This is a genomic window from Rhodococcus sp. IEGM1339 (assembly GCF_050321925.1).
GTDB classification, from domain to species: domain Bacteria; phylum Actinomycetota; class Actinomycetes; order Mycobacteriales; family Mycobacteriaceae; genus Rhodococcus; species Rhodococcus pyridinivorans.
The window spans coordinates 1-13997 of the sequence record NZ_JBNQFT010000019.1 but is presented as its reverse complement, the minus strand read 5'-3'; the positions used below and the strand labels follow the sequence as shown (position 1 = coordinate 13997).

Annotated in this window: 13 protein-coding genes and 1 pseudogene; 6 read left to right on the top strand and 8 right to left on the bottom strand. The window is 68.0% G+C overall.

Features of this window, described 5'->3' with window-relative positions:
• Positions 1-55: 55 nt before the first annotated feature.
• From ACQR3U_RS16750 to ACQR3U_RS16735, 4 genes are all read right to left on the bottom strand, one after another.
• Positions 56-2179, bottom strand: coding sequence for an MMPL family transporter (locus ACQR3U_RS16750; protein ID WP_230810957.1), 2124 nt, complete (start codon positions 2177-2179; stop codon positions 56-58).
• Between the two features lie 285 nt (positions 2180-2464).
• Positions 2465-3994 carry a multicopper oxidase family protein gene (locus ACQR3U_RS16745; RefSeq protein WP_230810956.1) on the bottom strand — a complete coding sequence of 510 codons (1530 nt, stop codon included), beginning with the start codon at positions 3992-3994 and terminating at the stop codon, positions 2465-2467.
• Positions 3995-4068: 74 nt separating this feature from the next.
• Positions 4069-5208, bottom strand: a complete 1140-nt coding sequence (locus ACQR3U_RS16740) for an RNA polymerase sigma factor (RefSeq protein ID WP_006550096.1) — start codon at positions 5206-5208, stop codon at positions 4069-4071.
• A 2-nt stretch (positions 5209-5210) separates the two neighbouring features.
• On the bottom strand, positions 5211-5618 hold the full coding sequence (locus ACQR3U_RS16735) for a YciI family protein (RefSeq protein WP_006550097.1): 408 nt from the start codon (positions 5616-5618) through the stop codon (positions 5211-5213).
• 112 nt (positions 5619-5730) lie between these two features.
• On the opposite strand from ACQR3U_RS16735, the gene ACQR3U_RS16730 reads away from it, so the two are divergent.
• On the top strand, positions 5731-6636 hold the full coding sequence (locus tag ACQR3U_RS16730; RefSeq protein ID WP_064063847.1) for a D-isomer specific 2-hydroxyacid dehydrogenase family protein: 906 nt from the start codon (positions 5731-5733) through the stop codon (positions 6634-6636).
• Here the strand turns inward: ACQR3U_RS16730 and ACQR3U_RS16725 are convergent.
• Both ACQR3U_RS16725 and ACQR3U_RS16720 read right to left on the bottom strand, forming a co-directional pair.
• Complete coding sequence (locus tag ACQR3U_RS16725) at positions 6630-6962, bottom strand: ArsR/SmtB family transcription factor (RefSeq protein WP_006550100.1); 333 nt, start codon at positions 6960-6962, stop codon at positions 6630-6632. The genes ACQR3U_RS16730 and ACQR3U_RS16725 overlap by 7 nt on opposite strands.
• The gene (locus tag ACQR3U_RS16720) at positions 6949-7407 is read right to left on the bottom strand and encodes an ATPase (protein WP_230810955.1); all 459 of its coding nucleotides are present in this window, start codon (positions 7405-7407) and stop codon (positions 6949-6951) included. The genes ACQR3U_RS16725 and ACQR3U_RS16720 overlap by 14 nt, the downstream gene beginning before the upstream one ends.
• Positions 7408-7596: 189 nt before the next feature.
• On the opposite strand from ACQR3U_RS16720, the gene ACQR3U_RS16715 reads away from it, so the two are divergent.
• From ACQR3U_RS16715 to ACQR3U_RS16705, 3 genes are read left to right on the top strand one after another with little or no spacing between them, the layout of a single operon-like run.
• Entirely contained in the window at positions 7597-10848 is a 3252-nt protein-coding gene (locus ACQR3U_RS16715; RefSeq protein WP_230810954.1) for an error-prone DNA polymerase, read from the top strand.
• Positions 10849-10859: 11 nt separating this feature from the next.
• Positions 10860-11714, top strand: a complete 855-nt coding sequence (locus ACQR3U_RS16710; protein ID WP_006550104.1) for a DUF4349 domain-containing protein — start codon at positions 10860-10862, stop codon at positions 11712-11714.
• Entirely contained in the window at positions 11707-12015 is a 309-nt protein-coding gene (locus ACQR3U_RS16705) for a rhodanese-like domain-containing protein (RefSeq protein ID WP_016692855.1), read from the top strand. Before ACQR3U_RS16710 ends, ACQR3U_RS16705 begins: the two co-directional genes overlap by 8 nt.
• Here the strand turns inward: ACQR3U_RS16705 and ACQR3U_RS16700 are convergent.
• The gene (locus tag ACQR3U_RS16700; protein WP_024101568.1) at positions 12012-12476 is read right to left on the bottom strand and encodes a tRNA (cytidine(34)-2'-O)-methyltransferase; all 465 of its coding nucleotides are present in this window, start codon (positions 12474-12476) and stop codon (positions 12012-12014) included. The genes ACQR3U_RS16705 and ACQR3U_RS16700 overlap by 4 nt on opposite strands.
• Before the next feature lie 148 nt (positions 12477-12624).
• On the opposite strand from ACQR3U_RS16700, the pseudogene ACQR3U_RS16695 reads away from it, so the two are divergent.
• Positions 12625-12723 (top strand): annotated as a pseudogene (locus tag ACQR3U_RS16695) (DUF2510 domain-containing protein); the annotation flags it as partial.
• Positions 12724-12737: 14 nt separating this feature from the next.
• Here the strand turns inward: ACQR3U_RS16695 and ACQR3U_RS16690 are convergent.
• The gene (locus tag ACQR3U_RS16690) at positions 12738-12986 is read right to left on the bottom strand and encodes a hypothetical protein (protein ID WP_230810953.1); all 249 of its coding nucleotides are present in this window, start codon (positions 12984-12986) and stop codon (positions 12738-12740) included.
• 542 nt (positions 12987-13528) lie between these two features.
• Between ACQR3U_RS16690 and ACQR3U_RS16685 the strand changes: the two genes are divergently transcribed.
• Positions 13529-13915, top strand: coding sequence for a hypothetical protein (locus tag ACQR3U_RS16685; protein ID WP_230810952.1), 387 nt, complete (start codon positions 13529-13531; stop codon positions 13913-13915).
• Positions 13916-13997: the final 82 nt, after the last annotated feature.

Below are 13997 nucleotides of genomic sequence, written 5' to 3'. Positions count from 1 at the left end.
CTGTGGTTCAGTGACCCGGCCGCTCTGCGGTCTAGTGATCCCGCCGCTCTGCGGTCTAGTGACCCAGTCCGACCTTCGCGTGCACGCGCTTCATCCACGCCGGTGCCCACCAGTTGGCCTCGCCCATGAGCTTGACCAGTGACGGCACGAGCAGCATGCGCACGATCGTTGCGTCGATGATCAGCGCGACGATCATGCCGACGCCGAGGAACCGCATGATCGACAGGCCGGAGATGGTGAAGGCCCCGGTGACCACGATCAGCAGCAGTGCAGCGGCGGTGACGACACGTCCGGTGCGGGCAATGCCGTACTCGACGGCTTCTACCGTCGTCGCTCCGGCCGCGCGGGCCTCCATCATGCGCGACATGAGGAACACCTCGTAGTCGGTCGACAGGCCGAACACCACGGCGAGGATGAGGACGACGAAGGTCGGCTCCATCGCCGCGGGAACGACGTGCAGCCACGAAGCACCGTGGCCCAGCTGGAACACCCAGGTCAGCACGCCGAAGGTCGCGGCGAGACTCAGTGCCGCCATGAGCACCGCCTTGATCGGCAGTGCCACCGACCCGAATGCCAGGAACAGCAGCACCAGGGTCGAGAGCACCATGATCGTGATCATCCAGGGGAGCGAATCCGAGACGGCCTGGTTGGCGTCGTCGACGAGAGCCCGGCCGCCGCCGACGAGCAGGTCGGTGCCGTCCGGCACGTCCAGGGCGCGCAGTTCGCCGGTGATCTCGCTCGCCCGTGCGGTGCCGTCCACGCCCTGAGCGTAGAGGCCTCGCAGGACCACCACGTCGGACTCCTGCCCGACGATGACGGTCTGCGAGATGCCGTCGACCTTGGCGACCTCGGTGGACACCGTGCGCACGGCAGTGCTGTCCGGGGCCTGTCCGTTCTCACCACGCAGGACGAGCGTGGCGCCGTTGCCGGTGCTCGGGAACTCGTCGAGCAAGGTCTGGGTGGCTGCGCGGGCCTGGCTGTCCTCGGGCAGGGCGGTGTATTCGATCTCCCCGAACCGTGCTTCGAACAGGGGCGACGCGAGTACGAGGAGACCGCCGGTGATCACCACCGCGATCAGGGCGGGACGGCGCACGACCTTGCGGACGACCCCACCCCAGAAACGACGTGCCCGCGCTTCGGCGCGGGTGGAGGTCTCACGGTCCCAGGTCCACGCGTTGATGCGGTGGCCGAGCATCGTCAGCAGGGCGGGAACCGCGGTCAGCGACAGGACGGCGGCACCGAGGACGGCGGCCATGGCACCGAGGCCGAGCGACCGCAGCACCGTCTGCGGGAAGACGAGCATGCCCGCGAACGCGCAGATCAGCAGGGCAGCGGAGAACATCACGGTGTGACCGGCGGTGGACATCGTCCGCTTGACCGCCGAGGTGACGTCCGAACCGGCCGCGAGTTCCTCGCGGTAGCGGCTGACGATGAACAGGCCGTAGTCGATCGCCAGGCCCAGACCGATCAGCGACGTGATGTTCAGCGCGTACGACGACACCTCGGTGAAATTCGACAGCAGGCGCAGGGTGGCGAGGGACGAGAAGATCGCGAGCACACCCACGAAGACCGGGACCGCGGCGGCGATCACCCCGCCGAAGATGAACACCAGCAGCACCAGCGTGATGGGCACCGCGATGAGCTCGGACCGGACGAGATCGCTCTCCAGGGTGTCGGTGAACTCGATCGCGACCACGGTGTTGCCGGCGAACTGCGATTCCACGCCGGGCACCTCGAGCAGGTCGAGGGCTTCGGGGAAGCTCGCGGCCGTGAGCCCGGAGTTCGCGCCGAGCGTGATCGAGGCAGCCACGCTGCGTTGGTCGGTCGACAGCAGCAGTTGGTTCATCGGCGGCGGAGCGGTCCAGTAGGTCTGGATCGACTCGGCGGGGACGGCGTCCTGGAACTCGGCGAGGGTTCTTTCGATGTCGGGACGGATGTCGTCGACCGTGCGTCCCTCGGGTGCGGTGTAGAGCGCGATGATGTCCGCGGCCTGCGACCCGAAGTTCTCGTAGATGATCTGCTCGACCTCGACGGCCTCGCTGTTCGGGTCGTAGTAGCCCGTGCCGGTCAGCTTGCCGAAGATCCCGACGCCCCAGGCGCCGGCGAAGAGCACGACGAGCAGCACGATCGCCAGTACCCATCGGCTCCTGGTGACGACGATCTCGGCCCAGCGACTCATGCCCACTCCCGGTTCCGCTGACGATTGTGACGATCGGCAACTGTACTGGCGTGGAGTGGGAGGGCTTTACCCTGCTCGGCCGGAACGGGCACGAGATCAGGGGAGGAAGAAGGTGGACCGACGCGCCGGATGCCTCACGGCACGGTGCGCAACGTGGCTCCAGCCGGACGGTATTCCACGAAGGCGGTTTCTCATTGGCTCCGGGGCGTACGCGACGCGCCGATCCACACTCCTCAACAGGGGTGGGCGGGGATCCATTCCCCGCCCTGCCGGACGTGACCGGGTTCACCCGCCGTCGTGGGCATGGTGGGCCGTGCCGGCCACCTGCGTCACCTCGTGCACCTCGTCGGCGCCGACCACCACGAACTGCCCCATCATCCCGGCGTCCTCGTGTTTGAGCAGGTGACAGTGGTACATGTACGGCATCGCCGGATCGGTGTGGCTACCGAACGGAACGAGCAGCCGCACCGTCGCCGCCGGCGGGATGAAGACGGTGTCCTTGCGCCCCGCCAGGGACGGATGGTCGGGACTCATCCCGGTCATGCCGAGGATCTCGAACTGCACGTCGTGGATGTGGAAGTTGTGGATCGTGCCGCTGGCGTTGGTCACCTCCCACAGTTCCGTGGTGCCGGCGACGATCACCTCGTCGATCCGGCTCATGTCCATCTCGCGATCGTTGATGGTCGTCGACGACGTCAGGTCGATGCGGCGGGTGTTGCTCGGCTCCCCGAGCTCCGGGAGGGTCGTCAGCTTCTCCGGGATCGCGGCCGACGACCCGAGCACGGGTGCCGCCCGCAGTTCGAGGACGTCCAGGCGATCGTCACCACCGGAGAAGCGGTCCTGGAAGAAGCCGGCCTTCAGCTCGGGTGGGGTGCTGCGCAGCACGTGGCTCGAACCTGCTTCCGGCCGGACGACGATCTCGGCGCGCTCACCCGGCGACAGCTGGAGGCTGCGGACGGCCCGCGGCTCCTCGAGCAGACCACCGTCGCTGCCGACGAGGAGGAACGGCATCCCGGTGTCGAACGAGAAGTTGTAGACGCGCGCGTTCGACGCGTTGAGCACCCGGAGCCGGACCGTCTCGGTGCCGACGTCCAGGAACGGCCGCGGTGTGCCGTTGACGAGGATCTCGTCGCCGAGCGTGCCGACGTCGGCGAAGATCGCGTTGCTGTCGTCGAGCTGGTCGCCGTCGAACTTCCGGTCCTGAACGATGAGGGGGATGTCGTCGACCCCGTAGTCGTGGGGGAGCGGCGACGTGCCGGGCTCGTCGATCAGGAACATGCCCGCGACGCCCCGGTACACGTGCGCGGCGGTGGAACCGTGCAGGTGCGGGTGGTACCAGAGGGTCGCGGCCGGCTGATCGACGGTCCAGTACGGCGACCATGTCGTTCCCGGCTCGATCGGCTGGTGCGGTCCGCCGTCCATCGCCGCGGGCAGGTGCATGCCGTGCCAGTGCATCGTGCTCGTCTCGCCGAGTTCGTTCGTGACGTTCACCCGCACGTTCTCGCCGCGCACGGCGCGGAGAGTGGGTCCGAGATAGCTGCCGTTCATGCCCCACGTCCGGGTGTCGGGGCCGTGCCCGAGGTCGGTCGTGCCGCGCTGCATGGTCAGGTCGAACACGCGTGTGCCGTCGGCGTCGACGGTGCCCGACTCGACGGGAGGGATGCGCAGGGCGGTGTCGAAGTCGACGCGTCCGGTGGTGTCGATCGCGCGCGTGGTCCACGCGTGGACGGCCAGGCCACCGATGACCGCCACGAACGCGAGGAAGAGCACGAAGGGTATGGCGAGCAGACGCACCAGGAGTTTCACGACATCCATGCTCGTTCTCCCGCACTCTCGGCACATCCGGCGTGGCACCGGATTTCATGGTGGGGGAGAACCCTGAGCGACCCTCAGGAAACGCTGTGCAGGCGCGCCGCCTGCCGCACGAGATGGTCCCGCTCGGGGACGCTGGTCGCCAGGTGTGCGGCCTCCGTGTAGAGCCGGGCCGCCGTGGCCGTGTCGCCGGCGCGTTCGTGGAGATATGCCGCGGCCGCCGTGTACCGAGGCAAGCCGGGGTCGAGTTCGGCCAGCGCCGCGAGACCGGCCTGCGGTCCGTCCGCCTCACCGACCGCGACGGCGCGGTTGAGGCGGGCCACCGGGTTGTCGGTGAACCGCAGGAGCTCGTCGTACCACTCGACGATCTGCACCCAGTCGGTCTCCTCCGCAGTGCGTGCGTCGGCGTGAAGGGCGGCGACGGCGGCCTGTGCCTGGAACTCGCCGAGCCTGTCGCGGGCGAGTGCGGCCTGCAGGATCTCCACGCCCTCCGCGATCATGCGCGTGTCCCACAGGCTGCGGTCCTGTTCGGCGAGGGGGACGAGACTGCCGTCCGGCCGGATGCGCGCCGCTCGCCGGGCGTGGTGGAGCAGCATCAACGCGAGCAGACCCGACACCTCGGGGTGGTCGATCACCGCTGCCAGCCGGCGCGTGAGCCGGATGGCCTCGGTGGCCAGGTCGACGTCACCCGAATAACCCTCGTTGAACACGAGATAGAGCACCCGCAGCACCGTCGCGACATCGCCCGGCCGATCCAGCCGGACGTCCGCGATCGTGCGCTTGGCCCGGCTGATGCGTTGGGCCATCGTCGCTTCCGGGACGAGATAGGCCTGCGCGATCTGCCGGGTGGTCAACCCACCGACGGCCCGCAGGGTCAGCGCGACCGCCGACCCGGGCGTGAGCGACGGGTGGGCACACAGGAAGTACAACGCGAGGGTGTCGTCCACCGGTGTGCCCGGACCGGGCCGGGGCTCGGCGTCGACGAGGATCTCGCGGCGCCGGCGGGATGCGTCGGCGCGTACGGTGTCGAGGAATCTGCGCCACGCCACCGCGACCAGCCAGCCCTTCGGGTCGCGTGGCGGATCCTCCGGCCACACCCGCAGGGCTTCGACGAGCGCGTCCTGCACGGCATCCTCGGCCGCTGCGAAATCCGCTCCGCGGCGGACGAGGATGCCGATCACGGTGGGGACGAGCGTGCGCAGCAGAGCCTCGTCCACGTCTACTCCGTGACGGTCGGCGGCTCGGACATGAACGGGCGCACCTCGAGCCATTCGTGGATCGGCTTCCCGCCGGCTCCCGGCGCGGCCGACAGTTCGGCGGCCAACTCCAGTGCCCGGTCGTAGCTGTCGACGTCGATCACCATCCACCCGGCGATGAGATCCTTCGTCTCCGGGAACGGCCCGTCGGTGACCGGGGGACGTCCCTCACCGTCGTAACGGACGAAGGTGCCCTCCGGGGAGAGCGCCTGCGCGTCGACGAACTCGCCGGTGCTCTCGAGACGGGCGGCGAAATCCTGCATGTACCGGATGTGGGCCGACACCTCGTCCGGCTCCCACTGATCCATGGGTACGTCGTTCACCGCTGCCGGGGCGCCGCGGTAATGCTTGAGCAGCAGGTACTTGGCCATGATGTTCTCCTCCGTGCGGTACGGCCCATTGTGGCCGCGTTCGTGGAGGAGACGGAGCCGCTTCCGGATTCTCGACATCCCTCCGCGAACGATTCGAGGTTAGGGTCGCGGCATGCGTATTCATCTCGGACCCGGCCACGACGAACACCTCGCCGCCGCGATCGTCTCCGGCGGTGGAACCCTCTCCGAACTGGACGAGGCCGATGCCCTGGTGTGGGACGGCAGCGCCGAGGAGTTCCCGGATCTGCCCGACCGGGTGCGCTGGGTGCAGCTCACCTACGCGGGTATCGAACCGTTCTTCCGGGCGGGCGTGATCGACGACCGGCGGCTGTGGGCGAATGCGTCCGGTGTGTACGCCGACAACGTGGCCGAGTACGCGGTGGGAGCGCTGCTCGTGGGGTTGCGGCAGTTCCACGCCTCGGTTGCCGCGAAGCGGTGGACCAAGGACGTTCTCGACCCGCGGGTGCGGACCCTCCACGGCTCGACCGTGGCCATCGTCGGATGCGGCGGTATCGGCCGGGCGATGATCCCGCGCCTGCACGCCCTCGGCGCGTCCGTCGTCGCGGTCAATCGTTCGGGCCGTCCCGTCGACGGCGCGAAGGTCACGCTGCCGGCCGACCGCACGTCGGAGGTGTGGTCGATGGCCGATCACTTCGTCGTCGCCGCACCCGCGACCGCCGAGACCGATCATCTCGTCGACGCCGCCGCGCTCGCGGCGATGCCCGGGTCGGCGTGGCTTGTGAACGTCGCGCGGGGCAACCTCGTCGACACCGACGCGCTGGTGAAGGCGCTCGGGGACGGTGCGATCGCCGGGGCGGTCCTCGACGTGACCGATCCCGAACCGTTGCCCGACGGTCATCCGCTGTGGGATCTCGACAACGCCGTGATCACACCGCACATCGCCAATACGCGCAGCCGGCTGACGCAGACGTTCGCGCCGACCCTCGAGGAGAACGTGCGCCGGTTCGCCGCGGGTGAGGAGTTGATCGCCCGGGTCGATCCGAACGCGGGTTACTGAGGCCGTTCGGCCGCCTTCTTGATCGCGGACAGGCGGCGGTCCCAGCCTGCCCCCACGGCGTCGATCGCACGCCCGACCGCGCTCAGCCGCGATCCGACGGCGGAGAAGCGGATCTCCCGTCCGGCGCGCTCGGAGGTCACGAGACCGCACCGTTCGAGCACCGCCAGATGCTTGGCGATGGCCTGACGGGAGACCGTGAACTCGGCCGCGAGCCCGGACGCCGACGCCGGGGATCGGCCCAGTCGCTGCAGGATGCGCCACCGGGTGTCGTCGGCCAGGGCCGCGAAGACGGGATGCAGGTCGGCGGAGAACTCAGCGTCGGGCAACGCTTCCGCCCTTCTCGAGATGGTGCTTGGCGATCTCCAGTTCGGTGGTCCAGCCCCGGGAGTTCTCCTCGAAGCGGGTGCGGCGTTCGCTCGCGTCGCCGGGCAGGGAGTCGAATCCGGTTTCCGTGACGCGTAATTCGGTCGTGTCGGTGTCGAGGGCGGTGAGCCGGAACTCGACGAGGGTCGACGGGCTGTCGGGATCGGTGTGGTCGGCGAGCCAGCGGAAGGCCGCGTAGTGCGGTTCGTCGAGGGTCACGGTGCGGAAGACGAAGGCGCCGTGGACCGGATCGTGCACGGTGGTGAGATCTCCGTCGTGTTCGAGGCGGTGCTCGGTCCACTCGTTGTCGTTGATGTACCAGCCGGGTTCGGCCACGAGTGTCCACACCCGGTCCACGGGGGCGTCGATGGTGATGTCGCGTTCGATGCGGTCGAGTTCGTCGGTCATGATTGCCTCCTTCGATGGGAATGCAACTCCAGGGTTGCACTTGCTGGCCCATGATGCAACCCCCTGGTTGCAGTCGATCGTGCAGTTCTCGTCGCCGACTCCCGGCGTGTCGCGACGAGAACTGCACATGTGTTCGAACGTCTCGTTCGAACACATGTGCGATACTGGATCGGTCGAGGAGGTGCCGGAGTGGGATGGGGAAACGGTCCGCCGACCTGGTCGGAGATGGAACGTGTGCTCTCGGGACGACCCGGCATTTCCCGCCGCGATGCCGAACATCCCGGCGACGGGAGCGACAGCCCGGCGTGGTCGCGCACCCGCACCGAGTACGAGGCGCGGGTCCGACGTCCGGAAGGACCGGTCGTGCCCTACGCCGAACTGCACGCCCACTCCGCGTTCAGCTTCCTCGACGGTGCCTCCACGCCGGAGGAACTCGCCGAGGAGGCGGCACGACTCGGACTCGAGGCCCTCGCGGTGACCGACCACGACGGACTGTACGGAGCGGTGCGATTCGCCGAAGCCGCACGCGAACTCGGCATCCGCACCGTCTTCGGAGCCGAACTGGGCCTCGACGATGCGCACCTGCTCGTCCTCGCCCGCGGTCAGGAGGGCTATCGACGCCTGTCGCGGCAGATCGCCGACGCCCACCTCGCAGGAGGGGAGAAGAACAACCCGAGGTACGACTACGACGCGCTCACCGACGCCGCCGGTGGGCACTGGCAGATCCTCACCGGTTGTCGTCGGGGGCACCTGCGACAGGCGCTCACCACGGGCGGGATCCCCGCCGCCGAAGCAGCATTGCTCGATCTCGTCGACCGGTTCGGTGCCGACCGCGTGACCGTCGAACTCACCCGTCACGGATATCCCGACGACCACGAACGCAACGCAGCCCTCTTCGAACTTGCCGCGCGACATGGCATTCCGTGCATCGCGAGCACGGCGGCGCACTTCGCGCATCCCCATCGGCGACGTCTGGCGATGGCCGTGGCGGCGATCTCCGACCGGCAGAGCCTCGACGACGCCGTCGGCCGGATCCCCCCGACCGGAGGCGGGCACCTGCGGTCGGGGGAGGAGATGACGCGGCTGTTCGAGGCCTTTCCGGGTGTCGTGCACCATGCCGCCGAACTCGGTCGTGAATGCGCCTTCGATCTGCGTCTCGTCGCCCCGAAACTGCCGCCCTTCGATGTTCCCGACGGGCACACCGAGTTCACCTGGCTGCGCGAACTCACCTACGACGGGGCGCGTCGCCGCTACGGTCCGGTCGAGCGCCGCCCCGACGCCTATCGGCAGATCGAACACGAACTCGACGTCGTCGGCCGGCTGGGATTCCCGGGATACTTCCTCGTCGTCCACGACATCGTCGACTTCTGCAAGCGGAGCGACATCCTCTGCCAGGGACGAGGATCGGCCGCCAACTCGGCGGTCTGCTACGCGATCGGCATCACCAACGTCGACCCCGTCGGCAACAAGCTGCTGTTCGAACGCTTCCTGTCGCCCGAACGCGACGGCCCACCCGACATCGACCTCGACATCGAATCCGACCGGCGCGAGGAGGCGATCCAGTACGTCTACCGCAAGTACGGCCGCATCAATGCGGTGCAGGTCGCGAACGTCATCACCTACCGCGGTCGTTCCGCCGTCCGCGACATGGCCCGTGCTCTCGGATACTCGCAGGGACAGCAGGACGCGTGGAGCAAGCTGATCGGCCGGTGGGGTGGGGTGCGGGTAGAGACCGACGAACGGATCCCGGAGACGGTTCTCGATCTCGCCGAACAGATCGAAGGCCTCCCAAGGCATCTCGGCATCCACTCGGGCGGCATGGTGATCTGCGACCGGCCCGTCGCCGACGTGTGCCCCGTCGAATGGGCGCGAATGGAAGGACGCACCGTTCTGCAGTGGGACAAGGACGACTGTGCTGCAGCGGGTCTCGTGAAGTTCGATCTGCTCGGCCTCGGCATGCTCTCCGCGCTGCACTACATGATCGACCTCGTCGACGAACACGAAGGCATCCGAGTCGATCTCGCGCACCTCGACCTCTCCGAGCCGGGGGTCTACGAGATGTTGTGCCGCGCCGACTCGGTGGGGGTCTTCCAGGTGGAGTCGCGGGCGCAGATGGCCACTCTGCCGCGGTTGAAGCCGCGATGCTTCTACGATCTGGTCATCGAGGTGGCCATCATCCGGCCCGGCCCCATCCAGGGCGGTTCGGTGCACCCCTACATCCGGCGGCGCAACGGTCTCGAACCCGTCACCTACGACCATCCGTGCCTCGAGAAGGCCCTCGAACGCACCCTCGGCGTTCCGCTCTTCCAGGAGCAACTCATGCAGATGGCCGTCGACGCCGCGGGATTCACCGCGGCGGAGGCCGACCGGTTGCGTCGCGCCATGGGATCGAAACGCTCGACGGAGAAGATGGAACGTCTGCGCGGACGCCTCTATCAGGGCATGCGGGACCTGCACGGCATCACGGGGGACGTCGCCGACCGCATCTACGAGAAGCTCTACGCCTTCGCGAATTTCGGTTTTCCCGAAAGTCATTCGCAGAGCTTCGCCTCGCTGGTGTTCTATTCGGCATGGTTCAAACTGCACCATCCCGCAGCGTTCTGTGCGGGCCTGCTGCGTGCTCAGCCGATGGGTTTCTACTCGCCGCAATCGCTGGTCGCCGATGCCCGCCGTCATGGTGTGGTCGTCCACGGCCCCGACATCGCGGCGAGTCTCGCGCACGCCACCCTCGAGAACGAAGGAAAGGAGGTCCGGCTCGGCCTGGCCACGGTGCGGCACATCGGCGACGACCTCGCCGAACGCATCGTGACCGAACGCAGTGCCCACGGCCCGTACACCTCGCCCGCCGACCTCGCCGCCCGCGTCGGTCTCACCACCACGCAGGTCGAGGCGCTGGCCACCGCAGGAGCTTTCTCCTCGTTCGGCGTCACCCGCCGCGAAGCCCTCTGGGGTGCGGCCCCGGCCGCGGCACAACGCCCGGGGCGGCTCCCCGGGATCGGGACGGTGCCGACTCCGGCCCTGCCGGGGATGAGCGCTCTCGAACTCGCCGCCGCCGACGTCTGGGCCACGGGAATCTCGCCCGACAGCTATCCGACGCAGTTTCTGCGCGAGCGGCTCGACGAACTCGGGGTGATCCCGGCCGCGGAGTTGTGGCAGGTCCCCGACGGGACGCGCATCCTCGTCGGCGGGGCCGTGACACACCGGCAGCGACCTGCAACAGCCGCCGGTGTCACCTTCCTCAACCTCGAGGACGAGACCGGAATGGTGAACGTGGTGTGCTCGGTCGGTCTGTGGGCGCGCTACCGGACCGTGGCCCACACGGCTCCCGCCCTGCTCGTCCGCGGCCGGCTCCAGAACGCCGAGGGCGTGGTCACGCTCCTCGCCGACCATCTCGAAGCCATGGATCTGCGAATGCCGAGCAGATCACGCGACTTTCGCTAACATCGCCGAGTGTGAAACGCCTGTGGCCGGTCTCGTTGGCTCTGTTCGCTCTGGTCGTCACCGGCTGCGACGAGGGTGGTGGAGGCGAGGGCTCCTCGGCGTCCGCGCCTGCGATCTCGGCACCGGCGATCGTCGACGGCGGTCTCCGCGAGTCGCAACCCGAAGAGGCCGACCGCAAGGAGGTCGTCACCGGCTACCTCGAGATGGATGCCGGCGATCCCGTGGCGACGGGCCGCCGGGTCGTGACGGTCGTCGAGGAAGCCGGTGGACGCGTCGACTCGCTCACCGAACAACCCGAGGCGAGCAGCGTGCTCACGGTGCGGGTGCCCGCCGACCGGCTCGACGAGGTCGTCGACGAGATCCGCACACTCGGCCGTGTCACCAGCCTGAGCACCACCCGCGACGACGTGACGATGCAGTACACCGACCTCGAAGCCCGGGTGGGTGCGTTGCGGGCCTCGGTGGACCGCCTGCGGGCACTGCTCGAGTCGTCGGCCGACGTCGAGGCGCTGATCGCTGCAGAGACCGCGCTGGCCGAACGACAGGCCGAACTCGACAGCCTCGAGGCGCAGCGACGGCAGCTGGGCGACCGGATCGAACTGTCCACGCTCACCGTCGACATCACCACCGACCGCCTTCCCTCCGAACAGGACAGTTTCTGGGACGGGCTGGTCGCAGGATGGAACAGCCTGTGGGCCGCGCTGGGGGCAGCGGTGGTCGGTATCGGCGCCGCGCTACCGTGGGTGGCGTTCCTGTTCGTGTGTGCAGGTGTCCTCTACCTGGTCATCCGGCTCATCACCCGACGGGGACGTTCGTCCGGAACCACCGGGACGCCCGACACCGAGAGGACCGACAGCGATGCGTGAGGTCGACCTGGCCGCACTCGAATCCGCGCTCACCGACGGGGCGACCGTCATCGACGTGCGTGAACGCGACGAATACGCCCAGGTGCGCGTGCCCGGCGTCACGAACATCCCGCTCAGCGAGTTCGTCGCGCGGATCGACGAGATCCCCACCGAGGGCACCGTCTACGTCGTCTGTGCCGTGGGTGGCCGCAGTCTGCAGGCCGCGCAGTATCTCGCCGGTCGCGGTGTCGACGCCGTGTCCGTCGCGGGTGGCACCGACGGATGGGCCCGCTCGGGTCGTCCGGTGGAGAGCGGCGCCTAAACCCCTCCGGGGAAACCGTGCTGCCGCCACGCCTCGTAGCAGGCGACGGCTGCGGCGTTGGACAGATTCAGCGAACGCCGCCCGGGCAGCATGGGGATACGGATCTGCTCGGTGATGTGCGGGTCGGCGAGCACCTCTGGCGACAGCCCTGTCGGTTCGGGTCCGAACAGCAGCACGTCGCCGGCCCGGTACTCGATCTCCGCATAACTCGACGTGCCGTGCGCGGTGAACGCGAGCACCCGCTCGGGGACCAGCGCCGCCCACGCCGCCTCGAGGCTGCTGTGCACGGTGACCGACGCGAGATCGTGGTAGTCCAGGCCTGCGCGGCGCAGCTTCGGCTCGGACAGGTCGAAACCGAGGGGTTCCACCAGGTGCAGTTCCGCGCCGGTCGCGGCGACCATGCGTATGGCATTGCCGGTGTTGGGGGGAATGCGCGGCTCGTGGAACATCACTCTGAACACGATGCAGGTTAACAAGTCGGCACTGTGTGGCCCGGCTCGCACGCCCCGCCCACCCACCTGCCTCGGTGAGTTTTCCGAATTGGCGGTGTAACACACCGATCGGTACCGGCGACGTTCTGCGGAACGTATTCCTCAGAACGGATCGAGCATGAATCCTCCTGCCGGTTGGCATCCCGACCCCTACGACCCGTCCATCGATCGCTACTGGGACGGTCAGCAGTGGACGAACCAGACCAGACCCAGGGGCAGCGGCGACCCCACTCAGGTGTTCGGGGCTGTCGGCCAGGGCGGCAATCCCCCTGCTGCAGGTGGGTCGAAGCGGCGCAAGTGGCCGTGGGCGCTCGGCGCCGGCCTCGTCGGACTCGTGGCGCTCGGCGCCGCTGTCGGTGACGAGGAACCGAAGACGGAAACCTCCTCGGTGGTGTCCACGACGAGCAGTTCGGTGGCTCCGACCACGACGACCTCGGCTGCACCTACGACCACCACGTCGACTTCCGTCGTTCCGAGCACCGTTTCCTCTCCTGTGGAAACAACCGTGTCAGATGTGCCGACGACCGAGGCAGCACCGGCCACAACGACGACCCTTTCCCTCGAGTACTCGTGTAGTGATGCGGCCTGGCGCGAGATGATGGGCTCCGAGGGATATGCATTGTGCGGCGCGCCCTGGACGCCTCGAAATCAACCTCAGACTCCTGCGTACACCCCGCCTCCGACATCCGAGTACACCCCGCCGCCGGCGACGCAGTACACGCCGCCTCCGGCCCCCGCATACACCCCGCCGTCTCAGGACCAGCAGTCGAGTGGAACCGTACATCCTGGTTCCTACTGCTCATCACCTGGTGCGCTCGGTGCAACTGTCAAGGGCACGCCGATGGTCTGCGGTGTCGGTTCGGATGGCGAGTATCGGTGGAAGTCCGCGGGATAGGCCACCCATTACCGAAGACGCATTGTGCGGAACCGGTCACAGTCCGGAAGCGCCCGTGGGTGAAGGGGCATCTGTAACGGCTAGTCCCCCGTGCTGCAGTGTCTGCACCGTACTAGATCATCAACTCATGGTTGATCCCGTGTGGGCCGGCGTCATCGGTACGGCAGTCGGTGCTCTGGCAGGCTCTGCGACGTCGCTGCTGTCTCCGCTGATCCTGTGGCGGACCGAGAGTAGACGTTTGGAGGTGGAGCACTCCAACGCAGTCGCACTATCGGAGACGCAGCACAATCAAGAATTGGAACGCTTGGCCGAAGAGGGCAAGCAGGCCGACCAGGAGTACCGGAGGAGATTGATTTCCCAGTGGCGCGACGGACTGGAAAAGGCAGCCGAGGAGCTGCGTCAGCGGGAATACCAAGAGTCGATTGACCACGTGGTCCCAGATCTGCCGAACCTCCAAGCGATGCAGTGGTTCGCTAGCCTGCGGCCTCATCTAAACCCAATACCGTTAAGTTAGTGACTCACTATGGTGCATATCGGTGACTGGGTGGGTTGTGGATGGTGTTGGTGGTGCGCGCGTTTCGCGGCCCATTTGAGGA